Annotated in this window: 29 protein-coding genes; 13 read left to right on the forward strand and 16 right to left on the reverse strand. The window is 70.6% G+C overall.

Annotated features, from left to right (window positions below):
- Window positions 1-14: 14 nt before the first annotated feature.
- From AC07NB_RS01505 to AC07NB_RS01520, 4 genes are all read left to right on the forward strand, one after another.
- Entirely contained in the window at window positions 15-575 is a 561-nt protein-coding gene (locus tag AC07NB_RS01505; RefSeq protein ID WP_494572413.1) for a hypothetical protein, read from the forward strand.
- Between the two features lie 102 nt (window positions 576-677).
- A complete protein-coding gene (locus AC07NB_RS01510; RefSeq protein WP_291837630.1) occupies window positions 678-983 on the forward strand; it encodes an SCP2 sterol-binding domain-containing protein in 306 nt (101 codons plus the stop codon).
- A gap of 77 nt (window positions 984-1,060) precedes the next feature.
- Window positions 1,061-2,269 carry an acyl-CoA dehydrogenase family protein gene (locus tag AC07NB_RS01515; protein WP_494572412.1) on the forward strand — a complete coding sequence of 403 codons (1,209 nt, stop codon included), beginning with the start codon at window positions 1,061-1,063 and terminating at the stop codon, window positions 2,267-2,269.
- A 55-nt stretch (window positions 2,270-2,324) separates the two neighbouring features.
- Entirely contained in the window at window positions 2,325-4,208 is a 1,884-nt protein-coding gene (locus AC07NB_RS01520; protein WP_494572411.1) for an ABCB family ABC transporter ATP-binding protein/permease, read from the forward strand.
- Here AC07NB_RS01520 and AC07NB_RS01525 read toward each other — a convergent pair.
- The 4 genes from AC07NB_RS01525 to AC07NB_RS01540 all read right to left on the reverse strand — a co-directional run bounded on the left by AC07NB_RS01525 (window position 4,205) and on the right by AC07NB_RS01540 (window position 7,273).
- Window positions 4,205-4,675 carry a chemotaxis protein CheE gene (locus AC07NB_RS01525; RefSeq protein WP_494572410.1) on the reverse strand — a complete coding sequence of 157 codons (471 nt, stop codon included), beginning with the start codon at window positions 4,673-4,675 and terminating at the stop codon, window positions 4,205-4,207. The two genes, AC07NB_RS01520 and AC07NB_RS01525, sit on opposite strands and share 4 nt — an antisense overlap.
- Window positions 4,672-5,247: a response regulator gene (locus tag AC07NB_RS01530; protein WP_494572409.1), complete on the reverse strand. Its 576-nt coding sequence runs from the start codon at window positions 5,245-5,247 to the stop codon at window positions 4,672-4,674. The genes AC07NB_RS01525 and AC07NB_RS01530 overlap by 4 nt, the downstream gene beginning before the upstream one ends.
- Before the next feature lie 90 nt (window positions 5,248-5,337).
- The gene (locus tag AC07NB_RS01535; protein ID WP_492313374.1) at window positions 5,338-6,288 is read right to left on the reverse strand and encodes an acetyl-CoA carboxylase carboxyltransferase subunit alpha; all 951 of its coding nucleotides are present in this window, start codon (window positions 6,286-6,288) and stop codon (window positions 5,338-5,340) included.
- 85 nt (window positions 6,289-6,373) lie between these two features.
- Window positions 6,374-7,273: a tyrosine recombinase gene (locus AC07NB_RS01540; protein WP_291839581.1), complete on the reverse strand. Its 900-nt coding sequence runs from the start codon at window positions 7,271-7,273 to the stop codon at window positions 6,374-6,376.
- A gap of 110 nt (window positions 7,274-7,383) precedes the next feature.
- Between AC07NB_RS01540 and AC07NB_RS01545 the strand changes: the two genes are divergently transcribed.
- From AC07NB_RS01545 to AC07NB_RS01555, 3 genes are read left to right on the forward strand one after another with little or no spacing between them, the layout of a single operon-like run.
- Complete coding sequence (locus tag AC07NB_RS01545; RefSeq protein ID WP_291839584.1) at window positions 7,384-7,941, forward strand: shikimate kinase; 558 nt, start codon at window positions 7,384-7,386, stop codon at window positions 7,939-7,941.
- Complete coding sequence (gene aroB, locus AC07NB_RS01550; RefSeq protein ID WP_494572408.1) at window positions 7,938-9,044, forward strand: 3-dehydroquinate synthase; 1,107 nt, start codon at window positions 7,938-7,940, stop codon at window positions 9,042-9,044. The genes AC07NB_RS01545 and aroB overlap by 4 nt, the downstream gene beginning before the upstream one ends.
- A gap of 5 nt (window positions 9,045-9,049) precedes the next feature.
- Window positions 9,050-9,637 (forward strand): GNAT family N-acetyltransferase, encoded by a 588-nt coding sequence (locus AC07NB_RS01555; RefSeq protein WP_494572451.1) that lies wholly within the window; start codon window positions 9,050-9,052, stop codon window positions 9,635-9,637.
- Here AC07NB_RS01555 and AC07NB_RS01560 read toward each other — a convergent pair.
- Window positions 9,634-10,041: an MliC family protein gene (locus AC07NB_RS01560; RefSeq protein WP_291839588.1), complete on the reverse strand. Its 408-nt coding sequence runs from the start codon at window positions 10,039-10,041 to the stop codon at window positions 9,634-9,636. The genes AC07NB_RS01555 and AC07NB_RS01560 overlap by 4 nt on opposite strands.
- Before the next feature lie 34 nt (window positions 10,042-10,075).
- Complete coding sequence (gene tadA / locus AC07NB_RS01565) at window positions 10,076-10,561, reverse strand: tRNA adenosine(34) deaminase TadA (RefSeq protein WP_291839590.1); 486 nt, start codon at window positions 10,559-10,561, stop codon at window positions 10,076-10,078.
- Here tadA and AC07NB_RS01570 point away from each other — a divergent pair.
- Genes AC07NB_RS01570 through rsmD form a run of 3 tightly spaced genes read left to right on the forward strand, consistent with a single transcriptional unit; the run spans window position 10,550 to window position 13,087 of the window.
- A complete protein-coding gene (locus AC07NB_RS01570; RefSeq protein ID WP_494572554.1) occupies window positions 10,550-12,079 on the forward strand; it encodes a pseudouridine synthase in 1,530 nt (509 codons plus the stop codon). The two genes, tadA and AC07NB_RS01570, sit on opposite strands and share 12 nt — an antisense overlap.
- 18 nt (window positions 12,080-12,097) lie before the next feature.
- Entirely contained in the window at window positions 12,098-12,511 is a 414-nt protein-coding gene (locus AC07NB_RS01575; protein WP_494571491.1) for a GFA family protein, read from the forward strand.
- A complete protein-coding gene (gene rsmD, locus AC07NB_RS01580; RefSeq protein ID WP_494571492.1) occupies window positions 12,512-13,087 on the forward strand; it encodes a 16S rRNA (guanine(966)-N(2))-methyltransferase RsmD in 576 nt (191 codons plus the stop codon).
- Here the strand turns inward: rsmD and AC07NB_RS01585 are convergent.
- Both AC07NB_RS01585 and AC07NB_RS01590 read right to left on the reverse strand, forming a co-directional pair.
- Complete coding sequence (locus tag AC07NB_RS01585; protein ID WP_494571493.1) at window positions 13,062-13,637, reverse strand: hypothetical protein; 576 nt, start codon at window positions 13,635-13,637, stop codon at window positions 13,062-13,064. The two genes, rsmD and AC07NB_RS01585, sit on opposite strands and share 26 nt — an antisense overlap.
- Before the next feature lie 93 nt (window positions 13,638-13,730).
- On the reverse strand, window positions 13,731-14,003 hold the full coding sequence (locus AC07NB_RS01590; protein ID WP_492313367.1) for a YjhX family toxin: 273 nt from the start codon (window positions 14,001-14,003) through the stop codon (window positions 13,731-13,733).
- A 185-nt stretch (window positions 14,004-14,188) separates the two neighbouring features.
- Between AC07NB_RS01590 and AC07NB_RS01595 the strand changes: the two genes are divergently transcribed.
- Window positions 14,189-15,235, forward strand: a complete 1,047-nt coding sequence (locus AC07NB_RS01595) for a Kelch repeat-containing protein (protein ID WP_494571494.1) — start codon at window positions 14,189-14,191, stop codon at window positions 15,233-15,235.
- A gap of 145 nt (window positions 15,236-15,380) precedes the next feature.
- Here the strand turns inward: AC07NB_RS01595 and AC07NB_RS01600 are convergent, their stop codons facing one another.
- Window positions 15,381-15,941 carry a hypothetical protein gene (locus AC07NB_RS01600; RefSeq protein ID WP_494571495.1) on the reverse strand — a complete coding sequence of 187 codons (561 nt, stop codon included), beginning with the start codon at window positions 15,939-15,941 and terminating at the stop codon, window positions 15,381-15,383.
- Window positions 15,938-16,456: an RNA polymerase sigma factor gene (locus tag AC07NB_RS01605; protein ID WP_494571496.1), complete on the reverse strand. Its 519-nt coding sequence runs from the start codon at window positions 16,454-16,456 to the stop codon at window positions 15,938-15,940. The genes AC07NB_RS01600 and AC07NB_RS01605 overlap by 4 nt, the downstream gene beginning before the upstream one ends.
- Window positions 16,457-16,552: 96 nt before the next feature.
- Here AC07NB_RS01605 and AC07NB_RS01610 point away from each other — a divergent pair, with 96 nt between their 5' ends.
- A complete protein-coding gene (locus tag AC07NB_RS01610; protein ID WP_494571497.1) occupies window positions 16,553-16,843 on the forward strand; it encodes a hypothetical protein in 291 nt (96 codons plus the stop codon).
- Here the strand turns inward: AC07NB_RS01610 and AC07NB_RS01615 are convergent.
- On the reverse strand, window positions 16,827-17,291 hold the full coding sequence (locus tag AC07NB_RS01615) for a low molecular weight protein-tyrosine-phosphatase (RefSeq protein ID WP_494571498.1): 465 nt from the start codon (window positions 17,289-17,291) through the stop codon (window positions 16,827-16,829). The two genes, AC07NB_RS01610 and AC07NB_RS01615, sit on opposite strands and share 17 nt — an antisense overlap.
- A gap of 31 nt (window positions 17,292-17,322) precedes the next feature.
- Window positions 17,323-18,009: a siderophore-interacting protein gene (locus AC07NB_RS01620; protein WP_494571499.1), complete on the reverse strand. Its 687-nt coding sequence runs from the start codon at window positions 18,007-18,009 to the stop codon at window positions 17,323-17,325.
- 274 nt (window positions 18,010-18,283) lie between these two features.
- On the opposite strand from AC07NB_RS01620, the gene AC07NB_RS01625 reads away from it, so the two are divergent.
- Window positions 18,284-19,099: an AraC family transcriptional regulator gene (locus tag AC07NB_RS01625; RefSeq protein ID WP_291839476.1), complete on the forward strand. Its 816-nt coding sequence runs from the start codon at window positions 18,284-18,286 to the stop codon at window positions 19,097-19,099.
- A 62-nt stretch (window positions 19,100-19,161) separates the two neighbouring features.
- On the opposite strand, the gene AC07NB_RS01630 is transcribed toward AC07NB_RS01625, so the two are convergent.
- The 4 genes from AC07NB_RS01630 to AC07NB_RS01645 form a co-directional block, all read right to left on the reverse strand.
- Window positions 19,162-21,996, reverse strand: coding sequence for a M16 family metallopeptidase (locus tag AC07NB_RS01630; protein WP_494571500.1), 2,835 nt, complete (start codon window positions 21,994-21,996; stop codon window positions 19,162-19,164).
- Between the two features lie 397 nt (window positions 21,997-22,393).
- Window positions 22,394-23,575, reverse strand: coding sequence for a CmlA/FloR family chloramphenicol efflux MFS transporter (cml, locus tag AC07NB_RS01635; RefSeq protein WP_494571501.1), 1,182 nt, complete (start codon window positions 23,573-23,575; stop codon window positions 22,394-22,396).
- Between the two features lie 394 nt (window positions 23,576-23,969).
- The gene (locus tag AC07NB_RS01640) at window positions 23,970-24,977 is read right to left on the reverse strand and encodes an AraC family transcriptional regulator (RefSeq protein ID WP_494571502.1); all 1,008 of its coding nucleotides are present in this window, start codon (window positions 24,975-24,977) and stop codon (window positions 23,970-23,972) included.
- A complete protein-coding gene (locus AC07NB_RS01645; protein WP_494571503.1) occupies window positions 24,962-26,185 on the reverse strand; it encodes an MFS transporter in 1,224 nt (407 codons plus the stop codon). The genes AC07NB_RS01640 and AC07NB_RS01645 overlap by 16 nt, the downstream gene beginning before the upstream one ends.
- Window positions 26,186-26,264 lie beyond the last annotated feature (79 nt).

Here is a 26,264-nt window from a genome sequence, read left to right on the forward strand (position 1 = left end):
GGCGGAGCCGCCCTATGTCCATCGATCCCGCCGTATCGCGCCGCCGTCCGGGCTTCCGTCCGTGGATGGCGGTCGTCCCGCTGGCCGCCGTCGCCGTGGCGGCTGTGGGCGTGCTGGCCCTGCGCATGCCCTTGCCGGGCGCCGCGCCGATCGGCGGCGGCCGCATGGCGGTCGAGGTCGTCGCGCCGGTCGAACGCGAGGTCCAGCCCGGCGGAACCATGGAGGTCGGCGACCTGGTCGACGGCTACACCCACGTCGCCATCCAGCCGCAGGCCGCGGGCGAGGATGTCTACGACCCCGGCCACCAGACCGCCTGGGTCGAACCCCTGCCGCCCCTGCGCACGCCGGAGCCGACCGGGTGGGCGAGCGGCGAGGCCGTGGTGCAGCCGACCCAGGCCCAGCCGCAGGCGCAGGGCGGCCAGTTCGGCTTCGACACGCCCGGTCCCGACTATGCGGCGGAGCGCCGCGCGCGGCAGGAGCGGCTGGATCGCATCCAGGCCGAACAGGCCGCGCGGGGCAGGGCGGACGGGCCCGCAACCACGCCCGGACTGGACCGAGACAACGCCTTCTACTGACATCTTTGCAAGCGATGGCGTGAACTTGACCCGGCGTGATCTTGGCAGCCGCTGCCGGGAGGTCTAGGTCGGAAGCTCAACCGTCCCTAGGGAGAGACGCTCATGGTCGATCTGGCTCAAGTCACCGAACACATCCGCGGCGCCGTCGGCGATAATTCAGGTCTGGGCAAGACCGTGAAGATCGACCTCGGCGACGCCGGCAAGATCTTCATCGACGGCGCTTCGTCGCCGAACACCGTCACCAACGACGACAAGCCCGCCGACGCCACCGTGTCGATGAGCTGGGACGACTTCATCGCCCTGTCGGAAGGCAAGCTGGACGGCATGATGGCCTTCATGCAGGGCAAGCTGAAGATCGCCGGCGACATGATGATCGCCCAGAAGCTGCCGGCGCTGCTGAAGCGCTGAGCTTGAAGATCACGATCTGATTTTTTGCGGCGCGGTCCCTGAAGAGGGCCGCGCCGTTCTTGTACCGGAGGACGACCATGGATTTCCGTCACAGCGACAAGGGCCTGCACTGGCAGGAACGCGTGCAGCGCTTCATGGACGAGAAGGTCCTGCCCCGCTCGGCGGACTACTGGGCCGAGGTCCGGGCCGACCACACCGTCCAGCCCAGGACCATGGAAGAGATGAAGGCCCAGGCGAAGGACGCCGGCCTCTGGAACATGTTCCTGCCGGGCGACCACGGCGCCGGCCTGACCAACCTCGAGTACGCCCCGCTGGCCGAGATCATGGGGCGCCACCTGTGGACGGCCGAGGTGTTCAACTGCAACGCCCCGGACACCGGCAACATGGAAGTGTTGCACATGTACGGGAACCCCGAGCAGCAGGCGAGGTGGCTCAAGCCGCTGATGGCCGGCGACATCCGCTCGGCCTTCCTGATGACCGAACCGGCGGTGGCCTCGTCCGACGCGACCAATATCGAGACCAGCATCGTCCGCGACGGCGACCACTACGTCATCAACGGCCGTAAATGGTGGTCGACCAACATGGGCCACCCGAACGTCGCCATCACCATCGTGATGGGCAAGACGGACACGGGCGCGGCCACTCACCAGCAGCAGTCGCAGATCCTGGTGCCGACCGACACGCCCGGCTTCCGCGTCGAGCGCATGCTGTCGGTGTTCGGCTATGACGAGCGCCCGATCGGCCACGCCGAAGTCGTGCTCGACAACGTCCGCGTTCCTGTCGAGAACCTGATCGCCGGCGAGGGCCGGGGCTTCGAAATCGCGCAAGGGCGCCTCGGGCCGGGCCGCATCCACCACTGCATGCGCACCATCGGCGCGGCCGAGCATGCGCTGGACCTGATGGTGGAACGCCTGCTGAGCCGCACGGCCTTCAAGAAGAAGATCGCCGAGCACTCGGTGTGGGAACAGCGCGTCGCCGACGCCCGCATCAACATCGAGATGTGCCGCCTGTCGGTGCTGAAGGCCGCGTGGATGATCGACCAGGCCGGCGCCAAGAACGCCAAGTCCGAGATCGCCCAGATCAAGGTCGCCGCGCCGCGCATGGCCCTGCAGATCATCGACGACGCCATCCAGGCCTTCGGCGGCGCCGGCGTGTCGGGGGACACCCCGCTGGCCGAGCTGTACGCCGGGGTCCGCACCCTGCGTCTGGCCGACGGTCCGGACGAGGTCCACAACCGCACCATCGCGCGGCTGGAGTACGCCAAGCACGGCGGCCGCGGCGGCTGACCGTCCGTTCGCCCTTCCGCCCGGCGGCCAACAGGGCCATATGCCGGGCATGGCGATGAGAGGCGAACGCGGGGCCGGGCGACGGCAAGGTCCTGAAGCGAAGGCGGCCCAGGCCGGCGTGACCGCGCCGGTCGACGGCCCGCCGACCCTGCAGGCGCTGGGCGACCTGCTGCGTCTGGTCGGCCGCTCCAATGCCCCGCAGCTGAAACTGCGCCTGGTCGCGGCCATCGGCATGACCCTGGCCGGCAAGGGGTTGGGCGTGCTGGCGCCGCTGGTGCTGGGCGCGGCGGTCAACCATCTGGCGGCCGGGCAGGGGGCCGAGGTCGCCATCGGCCTGGGCTTCGCGGCCTTCGCGCTGGGCTGGGCCGTGGTCCGCCTGCTGTCGGCCATCGCGCCCAACGCCTCGGACGTGGTCTTCGCGCCGGTCCGCTCGGCGGCGCAGCGCACGGCGGCGACCGAGACCTTCGCCCATGCGCTGAGCCTGTCATTGGACTTCCACCAGACCAAGCGGTCCGGCTCGCTGTCGCGGACCATGGACCGCGGCTCCCGGGCCGTGGACTTCCTGCTGCGCATCCTCGCCTTCAACCTGGTTCCGACCGGCGTGGAGCTGGTGCTGGCGGCGGGGGTGCTGGCGGGCAAGTACGACTGGCGCTTCGGGGCCGTGGCGGTGGCCGTGGTGGCCATCTACGCCGTCTCGACCTTCGCCCTGTCCAACTGGCGGATCGAGCACCGCCGGATCATGAACGCCGCCGACACCCAGGCGGCGGGCGTCTCGGTCGACGCCCTGCTGAACTATGAGACGGTCAAGTCCTTCGGGGCCGAGGCGCGGGCGGCGCGCAGCTATGACGCCGCGCTGGGCGATTACACCCGGGCGGCGCTGAAGGCGAACAGCTCGCTGGCCCTGCTGAATGTCATCCAGGCGGTGATCATGAACGTCGGCCTCGGCGTCATGGCGGTCATGGCCGGGTTCGAGGCCGCGGCGGGCCGGATGGGGCCGGGCGACGTGACCGCGGCGGTGCTGATCATGATCAGTCTCTATGCGCCCCTGAACATCCTGGGCTTCGCCTATCGCGAAATCCGCCAGTCCTTCATCGACATGGAGGAGATGCTGAAGGTCACGCGCCAGACGCCGCAGGTGGCCGATGCGCCGGACGCCCGGCCCCTGACCCGCGCTACCGGCGTCAACGGCGCGGCCCTGACCTTCGAGCACGTCGGCTTCCGCCACGACGCCCGCGCCAGCGGGCTGGAGGACGTCAGCTTCCATGCCGAGCCGGGCACGACGACGGCGCTGGTCGGGCCCTCCGGCTCGGGCAAGTCCACGATCGTGAAGTTGGCCCTGCGCCTGCTGGACCCGCAGGAAGGGCAGGTGCTGATCGACGGCGTGGACGTGCACGACGTGACCCAGGAGAGCCTGCGCGCGGCCGTCGCCCTGGTGCCGCAGGACGTGGCCCTGTTCAACGACACCCTGCGCGCCAACATCGGCTTCGCCCGCCCTGACGCGGACGAGGCGGCCATCTGGGCGGCGGCGGAGGCGGCGGAGCTGGCGGTTTTCATCGGCCAACTGCCCGACGGGATGGACACCGTCGTGGGCGAGCGCGGCCTGAAGCTGTCGGGCGGCGAACGCCAGCGTGTCGGCATCGCCCGCGCCCTGCTGGCCGATCCCTGCATCCTGATCCTGGACGAGGCCACCAGCGCGCTGGACAGCCGTACCGAGGCGGCGATCCAGAAGACCCTGCGCAAGGCCCGGACGGGGCGCACGACCCTGGTGGTCGCCCACCGCCTGTCGACCATCGCCGACGCCGACCAGATCCTGGTGCTCAAGGCCGGGCGGATAGTCGAGCGCGGCGCCCACCACCAGCTGGTGGCGCGTCAGGGCGGCGAGTATGCGGCCCTGTGGCGCAAGCAGACGCGCGGGGCGCGGACCGGGGTTCCGGTCTAGCCGGGCTGACCCAGCTTCCGGTCGACCATCTTGTCCAGGCTTTCACGCACCATGCGGCGGGCGTCGGCGTCGTCGGGCAGGGCCAGCAGCAGCTGCAGCGACTGGGCGTAGACGGGCAGGACGCGCCAGTCGAAGGGGCGCTCGGGCGTCACCGCGTCGATCAGGTCGCACAGGCCCAGGGCGACGGCGCGGATATCGTCCATGCCGAACGGGCCGACGCTGTCGATGACGCCGTTGGCCGTCCGGTAGGCGACGCCCAGCGCGGCCGTCGCCTGCTCCGGCGTCTGCGGCGGGACGATCGCGGCCAGTTCGGCGACCCTGTCGGCCACCTCGGCCGCGCAGCGCGGCTGCAGGGCCTCCAGATTGGCCTTGGCGTTGGCCAGGGCCGTGCCGACGCTGAAGCCGCCGGCCTCGTCGATGATCTTGGAGAGACGCGATCGGCGCCGGTTGTGGGTGATGACGGTCATTCGCCCTGCTCCGTGAGGGCGGCGGCAGCCTTGTCGGCGGCGTGCCTCAGTTTGCGCAGAACGTCGGCCCGACGCTCCTCGCCCGGCGGATTGCCTTCCCGGAAGCGGCGGTCGGGGCCGAAATAGTCGCCGACCTCGAGAAAGGGCCGGGTGTCGCGGGCGACGAAGACGATCCGTTCCAGCAGGCCGGCGGCGCTGAACGGCTTGGTTATGACGAAGTTGGCGCCGCAGTCCCGCGCCTCGGTCACGCGCGAGCGGCGCACGTGGGTGGCCGTCATGATCACCGGGGCGAAGGCGTTGGGATCCAGTCCCGAGCGGCGCAGCCAGCGGACCAGCTCATAGCCGTCCATGTCCGGCATCTCGGTATCGACGACCAGCAGGTCGACCGGATGGTCCTTCAGGATCTCAATGGCTTCGGCGGCGCTGTGGCAGGCGTAGCGGGTCTTGATGCCGAAGCCGAGCAGGGCGCTGGCTGTGATGTCCAGACCGAACGGCGAATCGTCGACGATCATGGTCACGGCGCCGGTCAGATTGATCACCGCGCTTTCGCGCAACCCCTCCAGCGCACTCATGCCGTACTCCACAATGGCGGGTGCGACTCAATCCCGCGAAGCGTGAGAATGCTTCGCAGCAGGCGGTGTTCAGAAGGTTAACGGCCAAGCCTAGCTGAGGCGACCGATCGCATAGAAGCGGTCCGCCCGGGCCTTGCGCAGCTGGTCGGGCGACAGGCCCGCCATGGCGTCCAGTTCCTCGATCAGCACATCGCCGACCGCCTGGATGGCGGCGTCGCGGTCCGAATGGGCGCCGCCGACCGGTTCGCCGATCACCCGGTCCACGATCTTCAGCTCCATCAGGTCCGGGGCGGTGATCTTCATGGCCATGGCCGCGTCCTTGGCCCGGGTCCCGTCGCGCCACAGGATGCCGGCGGCGCCTTCCGGCGAGATGACCGAATAGATCGAGTGCTCCAGCATCAGCACGCGGCTGGCCGCGGCGATGGCGATGGCGCCGCCCGAACCGCCTTCACCGGTGATGGTGGCGATGGAGGGGACGCCCAGGGTCAGGCCGCGCTCGGTGGAGCGGGCGATGGCCTCGGCCTGGCCGCGCTCCTCGGCGCCGAGGCCCGGATAGGCGCCGGCGGTGTCGACGAAGGTCAGCACCGGCAGGCCGTACTGCTCGGCCAGGTCCATCAGGCGGACCGCCTTGCGGTAGCCCTCGGGCCGGGCCATGCCGAAATTATGGGTGATGCGGGTCTGGGTGTCGTGACCCTTCTCGTGGCCCATGACCACGACCGGACGACCGCGCAGGCGGGCCAGGCCGCCCAGGATGGCCTGGTCGTCGCCGAACTGCCGGTCGCCCTTCAGCTCGACGAAGTCGGTCAGCAGGCCCTCGACGTAGTCGACGAAGTGGGGCCGCTGCGGGTGGCGCGCGACCTGGGTCTTCATCCACGGATCGAGCCCGCCGTAGATCTTCTTGCGCAGCTGGTCGGCCTTCTTCTTCAGGCCGTCGATCTCGGAATCGAACGAGCCGGCGGTCGAGGCGAGCAGCGACAGCTCCTCGATCTTCGCCTCCAGGTCGGCGATCGGCTTTTCGAACTCGAGGTAGTGCGTGGCCATCAAGGCGTCCGGAACTGGCGCGCCATGCGGCGCATCGGAAGGCGGCGGAACCTAGTCAGGTCAACGCCGGTGAGCAAGCGGCGGTTCAGTCATCCCTCGCCAGCGGGTGTTTTGACCGCACCATCTGGCTGAGCCGGTCGGTCGCGACGTGGGTGTAGATCTGGGTGGTGGCGATGTCGGCGTGGCCCAGCAGGGTCTGGACGATGCGCAGGTCGGCGCCGCCTTCCAGCAGGTGGGTGGCGAAGGCGTGGCGCAGGACGTGGGGGCTGACCCGGGCCGGATCGATTCCGGCGTCGATCGCCGCCTGATCCAGCAACTGGGCGAAGCGGCGCGGCGTCAGGGCGTTCTTTCCAATGGGAGACGGGAAGAGCCACGGGCTGTCGGGCGTCTGTGGCTTGCGGGCGGCGTCGCGGACGGTCAGCCAGGCCTTCACCGCCTCGCGGGCCGACGCGTTGAGCGGGGCCAGCCGTTCCTTGCCGCCCTTGCCGCGCACGATCAGCCAGGCGGGATCGCGGCGCACGGCCTCGACCTTCAGGGCCAGCAGCTCCGACACCCGCAGGCCCGAGGCGTAGGCGAGCTCGACCAGCGCCACCAGCCGGATCCCGGCGGCCCCGTCGCGGGCGGCGGAGGCGGCCAGCAGGCGCTCGATCTCCTCCCGGCTCAGGGTGTGGGGCAGGGACCGGCCCTGTTTCGGGGCGTCCAGACGGCGCGAGGGATCGTCCGCCCGCCAGCCCTCGCCCAGGGCGAAGCGGTAGAACTGGCGTAACGAGGCGCGGCGGCGCGACTGGGTGGCCGGGGACAGGCCCCGCGCCGCCAGACCGGCGTACCAGGCCTCGACCGCCGTCTCGTCCGCAGCCATCAGCCCGCCGTCGACCCCGCCCTCGGCGTCGGCCAGGTCGCGGCCGTAGGCGGACAGGGTGTGGGGCGAGGCGTCGCGCTCGACCGCCATCATCTCCAGGAAGGCTTCGATCTGGGGGCTGCTCACCACGCCCCCTTCGCCGGAGCGTCGCTTCGTGTAGAGGTGACGGGAACCATGACGTGCCTGCGCCCTTCCTCCCCGCCGTTCGCCCGCCGCCCGCACATGCGAGGCCGGCGATGACCGATTCCGAAGCGATTCCGCTGCATCAGCGCACCATAGCGCTGGTCGGGCTGATGGGGGTGGGGAAATCGACGGTCGGCCGGCGGCTGGCGCGGCGGCTGGGGCTGCCGTTCGCGGACGGCGACATCGAGATCGAGGCCGCGGCGGGGATGACCGTGTCCGACATCTTCGCCAGCCTGGGCGAGGGCGACTTCCGGGCCGGAGAGGCGCGGGTCATGCGCCGCCTGCTGGAAGGCCCCCGGCTGGTGCTGGCCACCGGCGGCGGGGCGATGCTGAACGCCGAGACCCGCGCCCTGATGAAGACCAACGCCATGACGGTGTGGATGCGGGCCGACCTGGAGACCATCGCCCAGCGGGTGGCGCGGCGGGACACCCGGCCGCTGCTGCGCGGCAAGGACCCGCTGGAGACCCTGCGGACGCTGGCCGAGGCGCGCTATCCAGTCTACGGCGAGGCCGATGTGACGGTCGACGTGGCCGGCGGCGCGCATGCGCAGGCGGTCGAGGCCATCGTGCAGGCGCTCAAGGCCCATGGGGCGGTGGAGGCGAAGACGTGACGACGACGGTTCCGGTCTCGGGCGGGGACTTCCGCCCCTATGACGTCGTCGTGGGGCGCGGCCTGCTGGGCGAGCTCGGCGCGCGGGTGGCCCCGCTGGCCAAGGGCCGCACCGTGGTGGTGACCGACGAGACGGTGGCGACCATCCATGGCCCGGCCGTCCTGAAGGCGCTGGAGGACGCGGGCGTCCGCGCCCGGCTGCTGGCCGTTCCGGCGGGGGAGGGCTCCAAATCCTTCGCCGAGCTGGAGCGGGTGCTGGACCGGATGCTGGCCTTCGGCCTGGACCGCAGCGACGTGGTGGTGGCGCTGGGCGGTGGCGTGGTCGGCGACCTGGCCGGCCTGGCGGCGGCCCTCTACATGCGCGGCGTCGACTTCGTGCAGGTCCCGACGACCCTGCTGGCGCAGGTCGACAGCTCGGTCGGCGGCAAGACGGCCATCGACACCCCGCGCGGCAAGAACCTGATCGGCGCCTTCCACCAGCCGCGGCTGGTGCTGGCCGACATCGACGTGCTGTCCACCCTGCCGGAACGGCAGCTGCGCTCGGGCTGGGCCGAGGTGCTGAAGCACGGCCTGATCTGCGACGCGGCCTTCTTCGACTGGCTGGCCAGTGACGGCGCGGCGGGAGCCAAGGGCGATGCGGCGGCGCTGGAGCGGGCCGTCGTCCGCTCGGTCGAGATCAAGAGCGCCGTGGTCGGCGAGGACGAGAAGGAGGCGGGCAGGCGCGCCCTGCTGAACCTGGGCCACACCTTCGGCCACGCGATCGAGGCCGAGCTGGGCTTCGACGAGCATCTGCTGACCCACGGCGAGGCGGTGGCGCTGGGCTGCGCCATGGCCTTCCGCTTCTCGGTCGCGACCGGGGCCTGCGCCCAGACGGACGCCGACCGGGTCGAGGCGGTGACGGCGGCGGCAGGCCTGCCCGTGCGGCTGGCCGAGGCCGGAGCCTTCAAGGCGGAGGCCCTGATCCAGCGGATGGCGGGCGACAAGAAGGCCGAGGGCGGACGCCTGACCCTGATCCTGGCCCGCGCCATCGGCGACAGCTTCGTGGACAAGAACGTCGACCGCGCGGCCCTGGCCGCCTTCCTGAAGGCCGAGGGCGCGGCGTGAGCCGGATGATCCTGCGGACCGAGGTCCTGCAGGACCGCTTCGTGCGGCTGGAGCCGTTCACGGAGGCTCTGAAGGACGAGGTCCGGGCGGCGCTAGACTGCGATCCGGCCGCCTGGGACATCATGGTCAGCGCCGCCTATGGGCCGCATTTCGAGGACTGGTGGGCGTCGGCCCTGTCCGCCATGGCGGCGGGGAGCCGGATCGCCTGGGCCGTGCGGCGCAAGGCGGACGGCGCCCTGGTCGGCACGACCAGCCTGTACGAGATCAAGCCCGACTATCGTCGGTGTGAGCTGGGCTCGACCTTCTACCGGCCCGAGGCGCGGGGCGGGGCGGTCAATCCGGCCTGCAAGCGCCTGCTGCTGGGCCACGCCTTCGACGCGGGCGCGGTGCGGGTCGAGATCATCACCGACGCCCTCAACCCCGCAAGCGGCGCGGCGATCCGCAAGCTGGGCGCTCGGGACGAAGGGGTGTTGCGCAAGCACAAGATCACCTTCACCGGCCGCATCCGCGACACGGCCCAGTTCGCGATCCTGGATGAGGACTGGCCCGAGGTGCGGGCGAAGCTGGACGCGCGGCTGGCGGCCTTCGGCTAGTCCACCGCGCGGCAGTCGGTGGGCGGCTGGCCGTCGGCGGTCCAGGTGGCCAGGATGCCCTTGCCGCGCAGTTCATAGCCGGAGGCGCGGTACCAGATGCCGTCCGCCGAGCGTTCCTGGAACAGGTCGACCGCCTCGCCGCCGGAGTTGCGCACGGTGGCCATCTGGCGCGGATTGTCGAAATCGACCGACAGGCGTTCGCTGTTGGCGCACAGGTAGACGGTGCGGATGACGCGGTTCAGGGCGCGGTCCTGGACCTCGGCCCCGGTGCGGCGGCGCGCGGTCTGGGCCTCCTGCGCCCGCTCGCGCACCGAATCGCCGTCGCTCGGAGCCTCGGAGGGCTTCGGTCCGCAGGCCGCCGCCGCCATCAGGACGACGAGAGCCGGGGCGATCAGGATCTTCATGCGGAGCAAGCCTTGCCGTTACAGGGTCGGCGGATCAACGCGCCGTGTCGGACGCCGTTCCTTTGCGCCGGGCGCGGAAGAAGGACCGCAGCAGGTCGCCGCCCTCGGCCGCCAGAAGGCCGCCCTGGACGGCGGGCCGCCAGTGGCAGGTGGGCTGGTCGAAGAAGCGCGGGCCGTGGGCCACGGCGCCGCCCTTGGGATCGTCCGCCCCCCAGACCACGCGGCCGATGCGGGCGTGGCTGATGGCCCCGGCGCACATGGCGCAGGGCTCCAGCGTCACATAGAGGGTCAGGCCGGTGAGCCGGTAGTTGCCAAGCTTTTGAGCCGCCGCGCGCATCGCCACGATCTCGGCGTGGGCGGTCGGATCGTGGGCGCCGATGGGGCCGTTTCGGCCTTCCGCGACCACTTCGCCGGTGGATTCGTCGACGATGACGCAGCCCACCGGGGTCTCGCCGGCGTCCGCCGCCGCTTGCGCACAGGCCAAGGCCATGTGCATGAACCGCTCATCATGGCCTTCCATCCCCGAGACAACGACAAGAAGCCGCGCCCGCGTCAAGACGACAGCCGCGACGGCCCCCGCAAACCCTACGTCAAACGCGTCGAAGGCGCGGAGGACGCGCGCGGCCCCGCCAAGGGCAAACCCTTCGCCAAGGGCCCCCGCAAGGACGGGCCGGGCGGCGACAAGCCCGCGGGCAAGTTCGGCTCCAAGCCGGGCGGCAAGCCCGCCGCCGACGAGGCGCCCAAGCGCAGCGAGCGCATCGCCAAGGCCATGGCCCGGGCGGGCATCGCCTCGCGCCGCGAGGTCGAGCGCCTGATCGGCCTGGGCAAGGTGGCGGTGAACGGCAAGATCCTGGACACGCCCGCGACCCTGGTGACCCGCGACGACGTGATCACGGTCAACGGCAAGCCGATCGGCGCCGCCCAGGCGACCCGCGTCTGGCGCTATCACAAGCCCGCCGGCCTGGTGACCTCGCACAACGACCCGCAGGACCGCCCGACGGTGTTCGACGCCCTGCCCAGCAACCTGCCGCGGGTGATCTCGGTCGGCCGCCTGGACCTGAACACCGAGGGCCTGCTGATCCTGACCAACGACGGCGAGCTGAGCCGCGCGCTGGAGCTGCCGCAGACCGAGCTGGTGCGTCAGTACCGCGCCCGCGCCCGGGGTCGGGTGACCCAGCTGCAGCTTGATTCGCTGAAGGACGGCGTGACCGTGGACGGCGTCCGCTACGGCCCGATCGAGGCCCGGCTGGAGAAGGCCGTCGAGAAGAGCGACAGCGAGGGCCGCGGCCCCGCCAACCTGTGGATCAGCGTCTCGATCACCGAGGGCAAGAACCGGGAAGTCCGCAAGGTGCTGGAGCACCTGGGCCTGACCGTGAACCGCCTGATCCGCCTGGCCTATGGTCCGTTCCAGCTGGGCACCCTGCCGATCGGCTCGGTCGAGGAGGTCGGCCCGCGGGTGATCCGCGAGATGCTGGCCGAGCACATCCGCCCCGAGAACCTGCCCACCGGCAACACGGTGTCGACGCCCGCGCCGATCCCGGGCCGCCGGACCTCGGCGCCGATCGTCAAGGGCGCGTCCGGCTCGGCCATGTCCGACCCCTCGCGCAAGCCCAGCCGCACCCGCGCAGCCGAGGCCGCCTCGGGCGAAGGCGGCGAGACCGGCCGCCGGGCGCCCAAGGGCGAGGGCTGGGCCAAGGCCAAGCCCAAGTTCGAGCACAGCAAGACCTTCAAGCCCCGCGAACGCACCACCGCCGCCAAGCCCGAGGACGGCGACCGGGGCGAGCGGCCGAAGCGCGCCTTCACTCCGCGGGCCGACCAGTTCATCGACAAGCCGCGCGGCGCCGGCGGGCCTCGCAGCTCGGCGGGCAAGCCGGGCGCCAAGCCGGCCTTCGGGGCCAAGCCCGCGTTCGGCGCCAAGCCGGGCGGCAAGCCCGCGGGCGGGCGCAGCTTCGGCAAGCCGGCCGGCGGCGGCGCGGCGCGTCCCGGCGGCTCGCGCCCCTCGGGTCCGCGCTCGGGCCCGCGCGGTGGCTCCCGCTAGGGTCCTGGAGGAGAGACGATGAGCGACGCCCGCCTGTCCGGCCGGTGCCTGTGCGGCGCCGTGACCTTCACCGCGGTTCCGCAGGGCGGCATGCACGCCTGCCATTGCGAGAACTGCCGCCGCGTGTCCGGCGGCGTGTCCCTGAGCGCCGACTGCGGGGACAGCGTCGAGGTCTCCGGGCCGCTGTCGACCTATGACTCGTCGGAGTGGGCCGAGCGGCAGTTCTGCCCGACCTGCGGCGCCGGCCTGTTCTGGCGGCTGAAGGCCGGCGGGATGACCATGGTGTCGATCCAGGCGTTCGACGATCCGGGCGCGTTCACCTTCGAGAACGAAATCTATATCGACTCCAAACCGGGCAACTACGCCTTCGCCGGGGAGCGCCCGCGCCTGACGGGGGCGGAGGTCGAGGCCCTGTTCGCGGGCGAGGGCTGAATGCGGATCGTCGCCGGCACCCTGAAGGGGCGCGCCATCACCGCGCCGGAAGGGCAGAGCACCCGCCCGACCTCGGATCGGGCGCGGCAGGCCATCTTCAACGTGCTGGAACACGCCGCCTGGGCCGAGCCGCTGGACGGGGCGCGGGTCATCGACCTGTACGCGGGCTCGGGCGCCCTGGGCTATGAGGCGATCAGCCGGGGGGCGGCCTTCGCCCTGTTCGTCGAGATCGAGGACGAGGCGCGCGGGGCCATCCGCGAGAACGCCGACGCCTGGGGCCTGATGGGCCGCACGCGGGTGCACCGGCGCAGCGCCACCGACCTGGGCGTGCGCCCGGGCTCGGCGGGCGAGGCCTTCGACATCGCCTTCCTGGACCCGCCCTACCGCAAGGGCCTGGGCGAACAGACGCTGGCGCGGCTGCTGGAAGGCAACTGGCTGAAACCCGGCGCGACGGTCGTGTTCGAGCGCGGCTCGGACGAGCCGGAGATCGAGACGCCGGGATATGAACGGCTGGACGCCCGCGACTACGGCGCGGCGCGGGTGCTGTTCCTCAGGGCCCTGCCGACGGCGGGCTGAATCCGGGCGGGACGGGGACCGTGCGTCCGCCTCCGGAAAAAATGGAGTGCACATCGTGCACTTTTTCAACTGAGACGGGGTGAGCTGCGGAGCCTTCGCGCGAGGGCATGGCGAGCAGGCGGGCCTCTTCCTCGGTCTCGTCGTCTTCGCGCTGGTCGGTGGCCAGGATCGCATTGATCTGGGCGCGGCTCATGCCCGGGAACATCTCGGCGTCCATGGCGTCGACCGCGTCGCGCAGCTCCAGCCACAGCCGGCGCCAGCGCACGGCCTCCGTCGCCTTGCCCTGGCTGAGGGCCTGGACGAAGCGCAGCCGGGCCGTCTCGACCTGATCGTCCGGCGTGATGTCGGCGTAGATGGACAGGTCCGGATCGCCGGGCGCGGCGTCGTCCTGATCCACGCGCCGCCAGCCGTATTTGCGGGCGCGGCGGCGGAAGGCCGACAGGCCCAGGTCATGGCGGCGACACACGGTCTCGGCGTCCATGCCGGCCAGATAGTCGTCGCGGGCCTGGACCCAGGTCTGGGCGGATCGGATGCGATAGGTCTCGGTCATGACGCGGCACTGTAGGGGGCGGATGCGTCAAATCCGGACGTAGGGGGTGGACGCGCGGGACCCGTAGGCCGCGCGCGTCCTTCTCAGGCCCAGTCAGCGGCGGGCCGAGACCCGGTTGTCGAGCTGGCTGCGCATGCGCGCCAGGCCGTCGCGGTTGACCCGGTAGGGGCCGCCGCCCAGCGAGTGGATCAGCCCCTTGGTCTTCAGCTTCTTCCACACCGACAGGGTGCAGTCGGTCAGCAGGAAGCCGTCACGGGTGAAGCAGTCGGCGCGCAGGATGCGGCCGCTGTCGTCGCGTTCGAGCACGATGCCGCCGCCCTGGGCCAGGGCGTGCAGCGTGCGTTGCTCCGCACGGGAGATGTTCATTTCGGAATGTCCGGAAAGGCGTGAAGAGACGCGCCGGCGCAATCACGCCGACGTGCGGTTCAGAGGCTCTTCACAGGCGATGCTGCGAGGCCTCAGGCCTTTCGCACAATCTCGGACATAGGCTTCCCGGAGGGGTTGGACGGCGGCAGTATAGCTTCGAAACAGGGCGGGAAAAGGGGTTGGGCATGAGCGAGATCGATCGGCGGACCTTCCTGGCCGGCGCGGGCGCCGTCGCCGGGGCCGCGACCCTGGCCCCCGCCGCCGCGCGAGCGCGGCAGGGCGAGTGGACCGCCGGGCCGGACATGCCCTGGCCGGTCCAGGAGATCTACGCGGCCCAGCACGCGGGAGACATCTATGTCGCGGGCGGCCTGATGGCGCGGCCGGGCGAGCCGCTGCACATCGAGGACCGGGTGGCGATCCTGGAGCCCGGGACCGGCCGGTGGCGGCAGGGGCCCCGCCTGCCGGCGCCCCGGCACCATCCGATGCTGATCGCGGGCGACGCCGACCTGTACGTCATGGGCGGCTATGCCCGGAGCGAGGCGGGGGAGTGGACCAATACGACGACCGGCTGGGTCCTGGCCGAGGGGGCGTGGAAGCCCATCGCGCCCCTGCCGTCGCCCCAGGCCGAGGCCGTGGGCGTGGGCTGGGGCGAGACCCTGCACCTGATCACCGGCCGGACCCCGGCGGGCGCGGCGAACGGGAACTGGAACGACCAGGCGGACACCGACCGGCACCTGATCTACCGCGTCGGCGACGACCGCTGGGAGGTGGGGCGGCCCTGTCCGATGGCGCGCAACAGCGCGGCCGCCGCGGCGCTGGACGGGGCCATCTGGGTCGCGGGCGGGCGCACGGTCAGCGGCGGCGGCACGGGGCGGCTGGACCGCTACACTCCCTCCGAGGACCGCTGGGACACCCTGGCGCCGATCCCGATGTCGGAAGCCTCGGGCCAGCAGGTCGGCGGCGGACTGGCCCTGGCGGCGGTTTCGGGCCGTCTGGTGGCCTTCGGCGGCGAATGGTTCCGGCCCCGGAGCGAAGGCGGCGGGGGCGGGGTGTTTCGCGAGACCTGGGTCTACACCCTGGCGGACGACGCCTGGACACGGGGCCCCGACATGCGCACGCCGCGGCACGGCCTGGTCGGCATCGGGGTCGAGGACACGGTCTACGCCATCGCGGGCGGGGCGGTGGTCTCGGGCGGCCGGGCGACGGGGATCGTGGAGCGATGGACCGTTTAGATCCGCTCATCCCCGCGAAGGCGGGGACCTCGTGCCTTGGGTGATGGACCGGCGAGGTTCAAAGCCGTCCGCCAGTCCTGAAACGCCGGCGTCCCGCTGGACAGAACCGGGGCCCCGCCTTCGCGGGGATGAGCGGAATGTTGGGTCAGACCGTTTCCAGTTCCTCCAGCGCCGCCTGATGGATCGCGATGCGGCGCCGGCAGCGCCGCGCGTGCCGCTCGTAGAAGACGGCCATGGCGCCCAGGAAGACGAAGCTTCCCAGATAGATCATCGGCAGGGCGGCGTTCGGATAGGTCACGCCGACGGCGGCGAGGAAGAGCAGGGCGGCGACGCAGATCGCCTGACCCGCGCGCGCCCAGCGCAGGCCGGAGCGGGCCTGGCGAATGGCGGCGGCGAGGGCGGCGGCGGGGGTCTCGGCCTCTCCCGGAACGGCGCCGCGCCGGGCCCAGACGGTCGCGACCAGGGCGAAGACCGCGAAGACCAGGCCGGCGGAGCCCAGCAGCGGCGCGTCATGCCGGAACGCGACCCAGCCGCTGACGGCGCCGGCGAGGACCGCGCCCCAGGCCTCGACGTGGAAGTTGACGGTGGCCAGCAGGGCGCGGCGGCGCACCTGCCGCTCCAGGTCGGCGGGGATGAAGGCGGGGGATGCGGCCTCGGGCGCCGTCCACACCTGCGACAGGTCGCTCCAGTCGTCGGGTCGGGTCATCGCGAGGCCTCCGGATTGAGGGCGGCGCGCAGGTCGGCGCGGGCGCGGGTCAGGCGGATGGAGACGGTGTTGGCGTTCAGGCCCAGCATCTGGCCGATCTCGGCGGGGCTGAAGCCTTCCAGCGTCAGGCTGGCGGGCTGGCGCAGCGACAGGGGCAGGGCGCGCACGGCGTCGGCCAGCCGCTCGCGCAGGTCGTCGGCCTCGACCCGGTCGTGAGGCGTGGGATCGGCGGAGGGCAGGGCCTCGTCCAGCGGCGACCGGCGCGGCGCCGAGGCCTCGCGCGAGACGTGGGTGACGGCGCGGTTGTGGGCGACGCGGGCCAGGAAGGCGCGCACCGGCGCCTCGCCCCGGAAGCGGGGCAGGGCGCGCCAGACGGCCAGCAGGATGTCCTGCTCCAGCTCGCGCCGGACCTCCGGATCAGCTTCGTAGCTGCCGGCGATGCGGCGCAGCATCGGGCCGTGCTCGGCGACCAGCGCCTCGAACCCCTGGTCCCTGCCCAATCCCGCGTCCCTCATCGGCGGCGTTCCGGAAAACCGCCCTCGGTCTGAAAGACTCCGAAAGCGGGCGGGACTTTCGGATCAGGACCGAGTTTTTTGAAGGAGCCGCCGTCCATGTCCGCCGATCCCATCCCCGAGACCGTCGCCGCCGCCCCGTCCGGGGTTCGCAAGGGGCGCAAATTCCTCTGGACCCTGGCCGCCCTGTTGGGGGTGTGCGCCGTCTGCGGCTGGATCGCGCTGGGGGTCGGGCTGTACCTCGAGGTCGGCAAGACGACCCGGCTGATCCTGGCGGTGGTCGCCGCCGTGGCGACCGAGGCGACCTTCTGGATCAGCGCCGCCGCCCTGGGCGTCTCGGTGTTCGAGGCGCGCAAGCGGATCTGGCGCAGGATCACCGGGCGCGGCTGAGGTCGGCGGCCAGGGCGCGGGCCGCGGCGGTCACCTCGTCCCAGGTCACCTCGAAGCCCGCCTCGTCGCCGAACCACGGATCGGCCACGGCCTGGCCCTCGCGGCCGGGGACGTGGTCGAGGAGGAGGCTGAGGTGGGCGGTGGCGTCGGCGGGGGCGAGCTTCCTGAGGTTGGCCAGGTTCTCGTGGTCGAGCGCGATGACGTGGGTGAAGCGGCGGAAGTCGGCGGAGCGCACCTGACGGGCGCGCAGGGCCGAGATGTCGACGCCGTGCTTGAGCGCCGTCCGCTGGGCCCGCTCATCCGGCGGCTCGCCCGCATGCCAGTTCCCGGTGCCGGCGGAGTCGACGATCAGGTCGAGGCGGAGCCGCGCGGCCTCGGCGCGCAGGGCGCCTTCGGCCAGCGGCGAGCGACAGATGTTGCCGAGGCAGACGAAGAGGATGGAGGGCATGGGGCGCTTGTAGCCCAGCGGGAGCGTTCCGTCAGTCGAGGCCGGCCTTGCCGGGCGCCCAGTAGGCCTTGGTCATTAACCGCTCCACCGGAAGCTCCAGCCGTTTCAGCACGCGCCGCATGCGCTGGATCGCGACCGACCGGCCGGTGAGGACGAAGGTGACGCCGGAGGCGGCCAGCGCGGGTAGGCGGGTCTCGATCTCCATGAGGTGGCCGTCGTCGGGCTGACGCTCGACCGGCCTGAAGGCCCGGAAATCCAGGGCGCCGAGAACGCGGAGGGTCTGGGCCATGTCATTGACCTCGAATACGAATTCGACCTTGTCGGCATAGCCCTGCCGACGCATAGCCGCGGCGAGGCCGAAGGCGGTCTCGTCCCCGAACAGGAAGACGGGGCCGGTAATCCAGCTGACGTCCAGCGAGGCGCGAGGGCCGAAGACGTCGCAGGCGTCGCCCGCCTTCAGGTCGCGGATCCAGTCGCTGCCCGGCCCGGCCCCGTGGGCATAGGCGAGGATGCGGGCGCGGCCCGCCTCAGCGTCCCACTCGATCGGCGTATAGGTTCGGGCGACGAAGACGGACCCCATCGCGATCTGGAGCTTGTCGCCCGGGGTCCATTCGAGGCTTCGGAAATCCGGGCTCTCCAGGGTGATCAGGCGGAAGCCTTCGGCGACCGGCTCGCTGGCCGTGACGGTGGCGCGGCGCATGAGGAGGCGGCGCAGCATGCCGCTGAGACGGCCTTCCTGGCGCGGCTTCGGAGCCAGAGGGGCTGGGCCGGGACCCGCGCGGCCAGCCGGTTCGGCGTCCTGATGATCGTCGCCCAAGGTTTCGGCTACGCGACCGGTGCTGAAAGCGTCCACGAGACGTCCTTCTCTAATGATGAGGCCGAGCGACCTCGACGGATCAATGGCGAAGGGGTACCGGGAGGCTGGCGTGGCGTCATTCCCACGCCTGGACTGATTGTTATTCATTTGCGCCAAACCCGTGGAGGGCGTCGCCATGCCCATTCTGACGGACGCATCCCCTGAAACGGATTGGGTGGAGCCTGACGAGGTGCCGCGGCCCGTCGTCGTCTACGGCGTCTCGTCAAAGGGCATGGGCGAGTTCGAACTGGACATGCATCGCCACGCCAAGGGGCAGATGCTTCTGGTGCAGCGCGGGGCGCTCAGCGTCGAGATCGAGGGCGGCCTGTGGATCGTGCCGCCGGGCAGCGCCGTCTGGATTCCCGGCGACGCGCTGCACGCCATCAAGGCGACCGGCGTGCTGGAGGGCTGCACCGCCTTCGTCGCGTCCGACGTGGAGGTGCGGCTGCCGCAAGCCTGCTGCACCGTATCGGTGACGTCCCTGCTGCGTGAACTGCTGGTCCGGGCGGCGCATCTGCCGCTGCTCTATGAGGAAGGCGGCGCGGCCTCGCGGATGGTCGCGGTGCTGCTGGATGAGATCGCGGGGGCCCGGGTCGAGGACCTGCACCTGCCCATGCCGACCGATCCGCGGCTGCGCGCCATGGCCGAACTGATGATGGCGACGCCGTCCGAGCGCGGCACGCTGGAGGGATGGGCGAGGCGGGTGGGGTTGAGCGAGCGTACGCTGGTGCGCCTGATCAGCCGCGAGACGGGCATGAGCTTCGGGCGCTGGCGTCAGCAGCTCGGGATCATTCTGGCGGTCCAGTGGCTGGCCGACGGGGCGTCGATCCAGCAGGTGGCCACCGACCTGGGCTACGAGAGCATGCCCAGCTTCGTGACGATGTTCCGCAAGACGCTGGGCACGTCTCCGGGTCGGTACATGGCCGAGCGGCACCACAGCCGGCACGCCTGAGGCGGTCCGGGCCGCCGCCTCCATCCCCGGGGCGGCCCGGGGATGGAGGGGTGACCGGGTTCTTACCGCGTCTCGCGCACCTCGACCGGCAGGCCGAGGGCCTCCAGCTGCGGGCGGACGACCGAGGCGTCGCCGACCACGACCCAGACGAACTGGTCGGGGTGGATGACCTGGCGGGCGGCGGCGTCCATCTGGGCCGCGGTCAGGGCGCGGGTGCGGCTGGCCAGGGTGGTCTGGTAGTCGTCCGGACGGCCGTACAGGGCGTTGGAGCGCAGGGCGCCCAAGATCTGGGCCGAGGTCTCGAAGCCGCCGGCCAGCGACCGGGTGTTGCCGTTGATCGTGCGCTCCAGCTCGGTCGGCGTGACGCCGTCGGTCTGCAGGAAGCGGTCGTACTGGGCGATCAGGGCGGCGAGCGAGTCGCCGGTCCGGTTGGCCTGGACCGGGGCGTTGACGATGTAGGGCACGCGGTGCTGCAGGGCGTTGACCCCGCCGCGCACGCCGTAGGACCAGCCCTTGGTCTCGCGCAGGTCCGAGTTGATCCGCGACAGGAAGTCCGAGCCCAGGGTGACGTTGGCGGCGTTGAGCGCCAGCAGGTCGTCGGTGCCCGAGACCGGCAGGACCGCGCCGCCGTAGATCAGCGACTGCGGCGACTGCGGGCGGTCGATCAGGACGATGCGGCTGGTGGTGGCCGGAACGGCGGCGGTGAAGTCCTTGGTCCCCTTGGCCGTCGAGGGCGCGCGCCAGTCGCCGAAGGCGGCTTCCAGCTGGGGCAGGACCGCGGACAGGGGCTGGTCGGAGACGATGAAGACCGTGGCGTTGTCCGGACGGATCCAGGCGTCATGGGTGGCGACCAGGTCGGCGCGGCTGAGGGCCGTGATGGTGGCCGTGTCGCCCGAGCCGGTGAAGGAGCGGCCGTAGGGGCTGCCTTCGCCGTAGATCAGCGGCGGCAGGGCGCGGGCGGCGATGGCGCCGGGGTTGGTGCGCTCGCTGGCCAGGCCCGCCAGACGCGTGGCGCGGATGCGCTCGATCTCGGACGGGGCGAAGGCCGGGTTGCGCACGACGTCCGCCAGCAGGGTCAGGCCCGGCGCCAGGTTGGCGGTCACGGTCGACAGGTCGGCCGATGTGCGGTCCATGGTGGCGCCGACGTTGACCGAGGCGCCCAGACGTTCCTCTTCCTGGGCCAGCTGATTGGCGTCGCGGGTGGTGGTGCCCTCGTCCAGCAGGTCCAGCATCATGGCCTGGGCGCCGAGGCGGTCGGCGCGGTCGGCGGCGTAGCCGGCGTCAAACTCGACCGAGACGCGGGTCACGGGCACGGTGGCGACCCGGGCGTAGACGACCTTGATTCCGTTCGACAGGGCGGCGCGCTCGACGGCCGGGAAGCGCAGGTCCGGCACCTGGCCGATCTCGGGCATGGGCTCGCGGGCGACGCGCTGGATCTCTGCGGCCGGGACCGGGGTCGCGCCCGACGGGGCGGCGGCGGCCTCCTCATAGGCTTCGCGTTCGCCCGGGGCGATGGTCAGGTCGTAGACCGGACGGGTCAGCCAGCGCTGCATGGCGGCGGTGACCTGGGCCGGGGTGACCGAGGCGTATTCGGCCAGCTCCTTCTTGTAGTGGTCCGGATCGCCCGCATAGAGCTGGCCTTCGGCGAGGACGTTGGCCTTGCCGTTCACCTGCTCCAGGGCCTGGATGCGGCGCGCGACGTACTGGGTGGCGACGCGGGAGACCTCTTCCTCGGTCGGGCCGTGGGCGATGAAGTCGGCGATGATGGCGTCCAGGCGGCGGCCGACGGCGGCGGCGTCCTGGCCCGGTTTCACGTCGACCGAGATGTCGAACATGCCGACGCGGTGGAAGTCCGACAGCGACGAGGAGGCCGAGACGGCGGTCTGTTCGTCGCGGACCAGCTGGTTGTCGAGGCGCGAGGAGGCGAGGCCGCCCAGCACCTGGGCCGCCACGGCCAGCGGCACGGCGTCGTCGCTGAGCAGGCCGGGCACGGCCCAGCTGCGGGTCAGGCGGGTGTTGGCCACCCGGTCATGCATGACAGCCACGATCGGCGCCGCGAGGGTCGGCACGTCGGCCTGGGCCGGGGTGTTGACCGGGCCGCGCGGGATGGCGCCGAAATAGCGCTGCATCAGGGTGCGGGCGGTGGCCTCGTCGATGTCGCCCGACAGGACGACGATGGCGTTGTTCGGGCCGTAGTTCTCGCGGAACCAGTTGCGCACCGTCTCCAGGCTGGCGGCGTCCAGGTCGGCCATCGAGCCGATGGTGGAGTGGCGGTAGGGGTGGCCTTCGGGGAAGAGGGCTTCCAGCTGGGCGTATTCGAACAGGCCGTAGGGCTCGTTGTCGCCCTGGCGCTTCTCGTTCTGGACGACGCCGCGCTGCAGATCGAGCACGTCCTGGCCGACCTCGCCGAGCAGATAGCCCATGCGGTCGCTTTCCAGATACAGGGCCGTTTCCAGCGCCGGGGTCGGGACGGTCTCGAAATAGTTGGTGCGGTCGAACCAGGTGGTGCCGTTCAGGTTCGACGGCCCCAGGTTCCGCATGCGGCCCAGATAGCTGCCCGGCGCGTTCTCGGACCCGCCGAACATCAGGTGCTCGAACAGGTGGGCGAAGCCGGTCGAACCGGCGGGCTCGTCCTTGGAGCCGACGTTGTACCAGACGGACACGGCCACGACGGGGGCCTTGCGGTCCTCATGCACGATCACCGTCAGGCCGTTGTCCAGGGTGAAGCGCTTCCACGGAATGTTGACCTCGGAGACCAGCTGCGACACCGGCGCGGCGCGCAGCTCGGCGGCCTGGGGCGCGGCGGCGGTCGGCGCGATGGAGGTCTGGGCCAGCACGGGCGTGACGGGAGCCATCACCGCCAGAAGGGCGGCGAGCGAGATCGAGCGAAGACGCATGAGGTTACGGTCCTGTTGTGATGCGGGGGGACCTTAACGAACGGGGACGGGGGGGCAATGGCCGAGATCATCCCCCGATGAAGGTGGGACGCGGGGAAGGGGCGGGGGTCCGTCGGGCGGCTATTGCCGCTTCTGACTCTTGGCTGCCGCTCGGAACGACCGCTTGTCAGCGCCGCGCCCACGGCCGTGCAGCGCCGCTACATCCCCCGTCTACAGCCGCTTTGCCCTTGAGGTGAGCCGTCCACAGATGGCGCACGGGTTCAGCACGTCCGCGTCCCTGATTTCGACCCCGTGTTTCAGGAGCTTTACCCCCGCCTTCAACGGGACAGCGGCGGCGCTCGGCGCTCGGCGACTGGCCGGCGGACGGACGTGCGCCGCCAGCGCACGTCCCTTGGCTTCAGTGCTTTCGCAACGCATTCAGACCGATCAGTACGAGCGTCGGCAGCGTCAGGGTGTAAGCCGCGAGGGGCCAGGCCGTAGCGCCGTCAAACATGACCACGACCAGGGTTCCGACGAGGCTCACGATAAGGCTCTGCCCCCCGAAGTAGAGGGCAACCGCCAAACCCGCACGATCACCGAAGACCTTGAGTGCGCCGTTGGCGGAGACCGAGACTGTCAGGACGATCCCAATCGCCATGATCCAGGACGGAAGGACAATGCTCCAGACAGATCGCTCGCCCAGCACGGCGCCCAACGCGAAACAGAGCGAACTCGTGAGAAGTAGCGCCATACCCCGACGAACGCTGCCCGCAACGCCCCATCGCTCCAGGTAACGGCGGGAAACCTGTGATGAGATGATCATGACAAGAGCCGTGCTTGCGAAGGCGATGCTGAACTGAAGTTCCGACAGGCCGATCCTGTTGATGAGCAGCCGCGGCGCTGTCGAGAAGTACACGAAAAAGGATCCCATTCCCGCCCCGAACGCCAATGTATACAACTGGAAGGCGCGATTGCGCAGGATGGGGCGAGGGCTCGACAGACCGGCGGCGTGTAAAGGCCGCGTTTCGTCCCACCGCCTCAGAGCGTGTATGATGGGCGGAAGCGTCAGCGCCGCGAGCAGCCAGAAGATCGCACGCCAGCCCAGCTGTTCGGAGACGACTGCCCCGAGCACAGGGCCGATGGCGGGCACAAAGGCCAGCATGGCGCTGAACAGGCCATAGATCCGGACACTCTCCGGTCTGTCTCCGTAAACATCACGCACAGTGGCGAAAGTGGCCACCAGCATTGCCGACGCGCCGAGCGCCTGAGCGAGTCGAAGAATGACGAAAATCCATCCTGAAGCGGCCATCGCCAACAGGCCGGAAGCCAGTGCGAAGACGAGTGCGCCAGATAGAAGTATCGGCCGTCGGCCCAGTCGGTCGGAGAGCGGGCCGAAGATGACCTGCCCGAGGCCGAGGCCGAGCAGGTAGACGCTGAGGGTTAGCTGGATGGTGGCTGGGTTGGTTTGCAAAGCGGCCGGCATTGCCGGCACCACGGGAAGATAGATGTCCATCGCCAGGGAGGCGAGCAGGTCGAAGGGCGCCATCAGCAGGATGGCGGTCGGCAGGGTATGGGCCCAAGTGGGCCGATCGTCGGTCATGAGAGATCGCTTCGGTCAAATGCTGGATTTGACGGCGATCAGCCGGATCGAGGTTCAAGCAGATCGCCGCAACAACGGGTTCGTCGTTGCGGCCTACTCGTCCGAGGCTTTGGTGCTCCCCATCCCAAGGATTTCCGCGTGTCAGCTATACGAGAGGTCGCTTTCTGGACCTAAAACCGGAACAGGTCCACAACCGGCTCCGCAGCCGCTGCATATTTGCTTCGGCGGTCGAAGGTCGCCTTTTCCGTGATCCCGCAACGTCCGCTCCCGGCGCGAAGCCGCCGACATCGACCAGGCCTGCATCCTTATGCAGATTTGGACGATCGCAGCGCCGACCACTACGCGTCCGACCGTTCCGGAAACCGCCCCGCGCTGGCCGTGACCGCACCCGGCGCTAGTTCGTCCTCGTCTGATCGGTTCGGCCCTGTCTCTGCAGTTCTCCCGGCGTGCGGCCGAGATGTCGTTTGACGGCGCGGCTGAACGCGGGGACTGAACAGTAGGCCAAACGCCTCGATATCTCAGCGATCGCTAGCCGGTTCTCCTTCAGAAGCCGGCTGGCCAGCTGCATCTTGAGCCTGGCCAGATACCGGCCGGGCGGGATTCCCAGGCCCTTTGTGAACCGGGCGATAAAAGCCGACCTCGACAGGCCCGCCGCGGAGGCGAGCTCGGTAACCGTCCAGGGTCGATCCGGGGCGCGATGGACAGCGCGAACGACCCGTCCGATGCGCGCGTCGCTGAAGACGGTCAGCCACTGATGGGCGTGTGGATCCTGCGCATCGATCCAACACCGGATGACGCGTGTGATGACGACATCAGCCAGACGGGTCAGCACCGTGGCGCCGCCGATCCGGGTGACCACAAGTTCCTCGGACATGGCCGCCAGGAGGTTCGTGAGGGTTTGATCCAGACCCGCGCCGGTCACGAAAATGACCTCCGGCATCAACTCCAGGACGGGATGAAGACAGGGTTCGTTGAAGCTGACGCTGCAGGTCGTGACGATGGCGTCCGGATGCGCACAGTCTTCCAGCCTGTAGACCCGCTCACCAACGGTTTCGACGTCACGGTCAGCCGTACAGGCGGATTCGCCCGCCGCGCTCGTCAGCCTGTGGGAGGCGCCACGGGGAATGAACGCGACATCACCGGCCGCCAGTCTGCGAGGCGCACCGTCATCAAGCGTCAGCCACGCCTCGCCCTGGATGACGCAATGTAGCCGCGCGGTTCCATCGTAGGGCAGGTCGAGCCCCCACGGGGCTGAAAGGCTGCCATATCGATACGCAACGCCGACGATGCGCAGATCGTGGAGAAGGTTGCTCAGCGTGTCATCGGTGGACCCGCTTCGGGCGACGTCTGAGTAGGCCTGCGGACGACCTGAGGGACGAGCGGCTTTCAAGTCGGACAACATGCGGCCTTGGCCGCGACCGTACGCTGGGCGATCCGTCTGCGGCGGAGCACCAGTCCAGCGCCGGCGAGCGCCACGATCGCGCAATAGGTGGGCGCAGCCAGAACATCAAACCGGTCCACAAGCACCCCGCCCAGGATAGCGCCCCCGGCGATCGCGACCTGGAAGGTGGCGGTCAGCAGGCCGCCACCCAGTTCTGCACGATCGACTGTTTCGGCGGCCACCCAAGCCTGGAACCCCACCGGGAGCATGGCGAAGCCGACGCCCCAGACTCCGAACGCCGCCATCGTCACAAGCGGCGAAGTTCCGAACAGGACGACGACGAGCATGGCCCCTGCCATCGCGACCGCGCCGCCCACCACGGAGAGTCTGGGATCGCGTCCGCTCAGGAGGCCGCCGACCAGATTGCCCCCAAAACCGGCGATGCCGAATACGAGCAGGGTGATCGAGATCGCCGCCACATCCAGGCGGCTCACCTGTTCAAGGACGGGCCGGATATAGGTGAAGGCGGCGAAATGCCCGGAGATGACCAGCAAGACACCGGCGAGCGCCCATTGGACCTGCGGGCGTTGAGCGACCTCGACAAGCCCGGCCAGATCGATGCCGTCTCTGGCGGGAAGCCGGGGAAGCGTGATCCACACGCCCAGAAGCGCCGCGATACCGACCCCTCCCGCGAGCCAGAAGGCCGCTCGCCACCCGAGCAGGTCCCCCACCCAGGCGCCGACCGGAGCGGCGAGTACGGTGGCCATGGTGACGCCGGTGAAGACGACGGCCATGGCCTTGCCGAGCACAGACATGGGCACGATCCTCATCGCCGTGGCGGCCACCATCGACCAGAACCCGCCAAGCGCCACCCCCAGCAGAAGACGCGCCGTCAGAAGGCTCCAGAGCGTGGACGATGTGGCGGTCAGGACGTTGGACACGCATAGCGCCGCTAGGAGCGCCAGCAAGACGGTCTTTCGATCCCACCTGCGGGTGACGACCGGCACCAGCAGGGCCGCAAGGGCTCCGACCATCGCCGTGGCTGTGACGGCCTGGCCAGCTGCGCCTATCGAGACGGACAGGTCCGCCGCCATCGGCGTCAGGATGCTTGGCGGAAGGAACTCCGCCATAACCAAAGCAAATACGCTGAGCGCCAGAGCGCCAATGCCGGACCAAAGGGCCGCCAAGGGTTGCTCCGCGTTCAAGGCTTCGCCGACAGGGTCCTGCATATGTGCTCCTCGCAACCGATCCCGACGAGGTGGGGATTTGCCCGGGCGTCTCAATGCCGCAAAGACCCGAAGTCTTGCC

Source organism: Brevundimonas sp. GW821-FHT09G01, assembly GCF_059416065.1.

What these genes read in the sequence shown, in the direction of transcription:
- AC07NB_RS01505 (WP_494572413.1), top strand. Translation starts at nt 15, where the DNA reads ATGTCCATCGATCCCGCCGTATCGCGCCGCCGTCCGGGCTTCCGTCCG.
- AC07NB_RS01510 (WP_291837630.1), top strand. Translation starts at nt 678, where the DNA reads ATGGTCGATCTGGCTCAAGTCACCGAACACATCCGCGGCGCCGTCGGC.
- AC07NB_RS01515 (WP_494572412.1), top strand. Translation starts at nt 1,061, where the DNA reads ATGGATTTCCGTCACAGCGACAAGGGCCTGCACTGGCAGGAACGCGTG.
- AC07NB_RS01520 (WP_494572411.1), top strand. Translation starts at nt 2,325, where the DNA reads ATGAGAGGCGAACGCGGGGCCGGGCGACGGCAAGGTCCTGAAGCGAAG.
- AC07NB_RS01525 (WP_494572410.1), bottom strand. Translation starts at nt 4,675, where the DNA reads ATGACCGTCATCACCCACAACCGGCGCCGATCGCGTCTCTCCAAGATC.
- AC07NB_RS01530 (WP_494572409.1), bottom strand. Translation starts at nt 5,247, where the DNA reads ATGAGTGCGCTGGAGGGGTTGCGCGAAAGCGCGGTGATCAATCTGACC.
- AC07NB_RS01535 (WP_492313374.1), bottom strand. Translation starts at nt 6,288, where the DNA reads ATGGCCACGCACTACCTCGAGTTCGAAAAGCCGATCGCCGACCTGGAG.
- AC07NB_RS01545 (WP_291839584.1), top strand. Translation starts at nt 7,384, where the DNA reads ATGACCGATTCCGAAGCGATTCCGCTGCATCAGCGCACCATAGCGCTG.
- AC07NB_RS01555 (WP_494572451.1), top strand. Translation starts at nt 9,050, where the DNA reads ATGATCCTGCGGACCGAGGTCCTGCAGGACCGCTTCGTGCGGCTGGAG.
- AC07NB_RS01560 (WP_291839588.1), bottom strand. Translation starts at nt 10,041, where the DNA reads ATGAAGATCCTGATCGCCCCGGCTCTCGTCGTCCTGATGGCGGCGGCG.
- AC07NB_RS01570 (WP_494572554.1), top strand. Translation starts at nt 10,550, where the DNA reads ATGGCCTTCCATCCCCGAGACAACGACAAGAAGCCGCGCCCGCGTCAA.
- tadA (WP_291839590.1), bottom strand. Translation starts at nt 10,561, where the DNA reads ATGGAAGGCCATGATGAGCGGTTCATGCACATGGCCTTGGCCTGTGCG.
- AC07NB_RS01575 (WP_494571491.1), top strand. Translation starts at nt 12,098, where the DNA reads ATGAGCGACGCCCGCCTGTCCGGCCGGTGCCTGTGCGGCGCCGTGACC.
- rsmD (WP_494571492.1), top strand. Translation starts at nt 12,512, where the DNA reads ATGCGGATCGTCGCCGGCACCCTGAAGGGGCGCGCCATCACCGCGCCG.
- AC07NB_RS01585 (WP_494571493.1), bottom strand. Translation starts at nt 13,637, where the DNA reads ATGACCGAGACCTATCGCATCCGATCCGCCCAGACCTGGGTCCAGGCC.
- AC07NB_RS01590 (WP_492313367.1), bottom strand. Translation starts at nt 14,003, where the DNA reads ATGAACATCTCCCGTGCGGAGCAACGCACGCTGCACGCCCTGGCCCAG.
- AC07NB_RS01595 (WP_494571494.1), top strand. Translation starts at nt 14,189, where the DNA reads ATGAGCGAGATCGATCGGCGGACCTTCCTGGCCGGCGCGGGCGCCGTC.
- AC07NB_RS01600 (WP_494571495.1), bottom strand. Translation starts at nt 15,941, where the DNA reads ATGACCCGACCCGACGACTGGAGCGACCTGTCGCAGGTGTGGACGGCG.
- AC07NB_RS01605 (WP_494571496.1), bottom strand. Translation starts at nt 16,456, where the DNA reads ATGAGGGACGCGGGATTGGGCAGGGACCAGGGGTTCGAGGCGCTGGTC.
- AC07NB_RS01610 (WP_494571497.1), top strand. Translation starts at nt 16,553, where the DNA reads ATGTCCGCCGATCCCATCCCCGAGACCGTCGCCGCCGCCCCGTCCGGG.
- AC07NB_RS01615 (WP_494571498.1), bottom strand. Translation starts at nt 17,291, where the DNA reads ATGCCCTCCATCCTCTTCGTCTGCCTCGGCAACATCTGTCGCTCGCCG.
- AC07NB_RS01620 (WP_494571499.1), bottom strand. Translation starts at nt 18,009, where the DNA reads ATGCTGCGCCGCCTCCTCATGCGCCGCGCCACCGTCACGGCCAGCGAG.
- AC07NB_RS01625 (WP_291839476.1), top strand. Translation starts at nt 18,284, where the DNA reads ATGCCCATTCTGACGGACGCATCCCCTGAAACGGATTGGGTGGAGCCT.
- AC07NB_RS01630 (WP_494571500.1), bottom strand. Translation starts at nt 21,996, where the DNA reads ATGCGTCTTCGCTCGATCTCGCTCGCCGCCCTTCTGGCGGTGATGGCT.
- cml (WP_494571501.1), bottom strand. Translation starts at nt 23,575, where the DNA reads ATGACCGACGATCGGCCCACTTGGGCCCATACCCTGCCGACCGCCATC.
- AC07NB_RS01640 (WP_494571502.1), bottom strand. Translation starts at nt 24,977, where the DNA reads ATGTTGTCCGACTTGAAAGCCGCTCGTCCCTCAGGTCGTCCGCAGGCC.
- AC07NB_RS01645 (WP_494571503.1), bottom strand. Translation starts at nt 26,185, where the DNA reads ATGCAGGACCCTGTCGGCGAAGCCTTGAACGCGGAGCAACCCTTGGCG.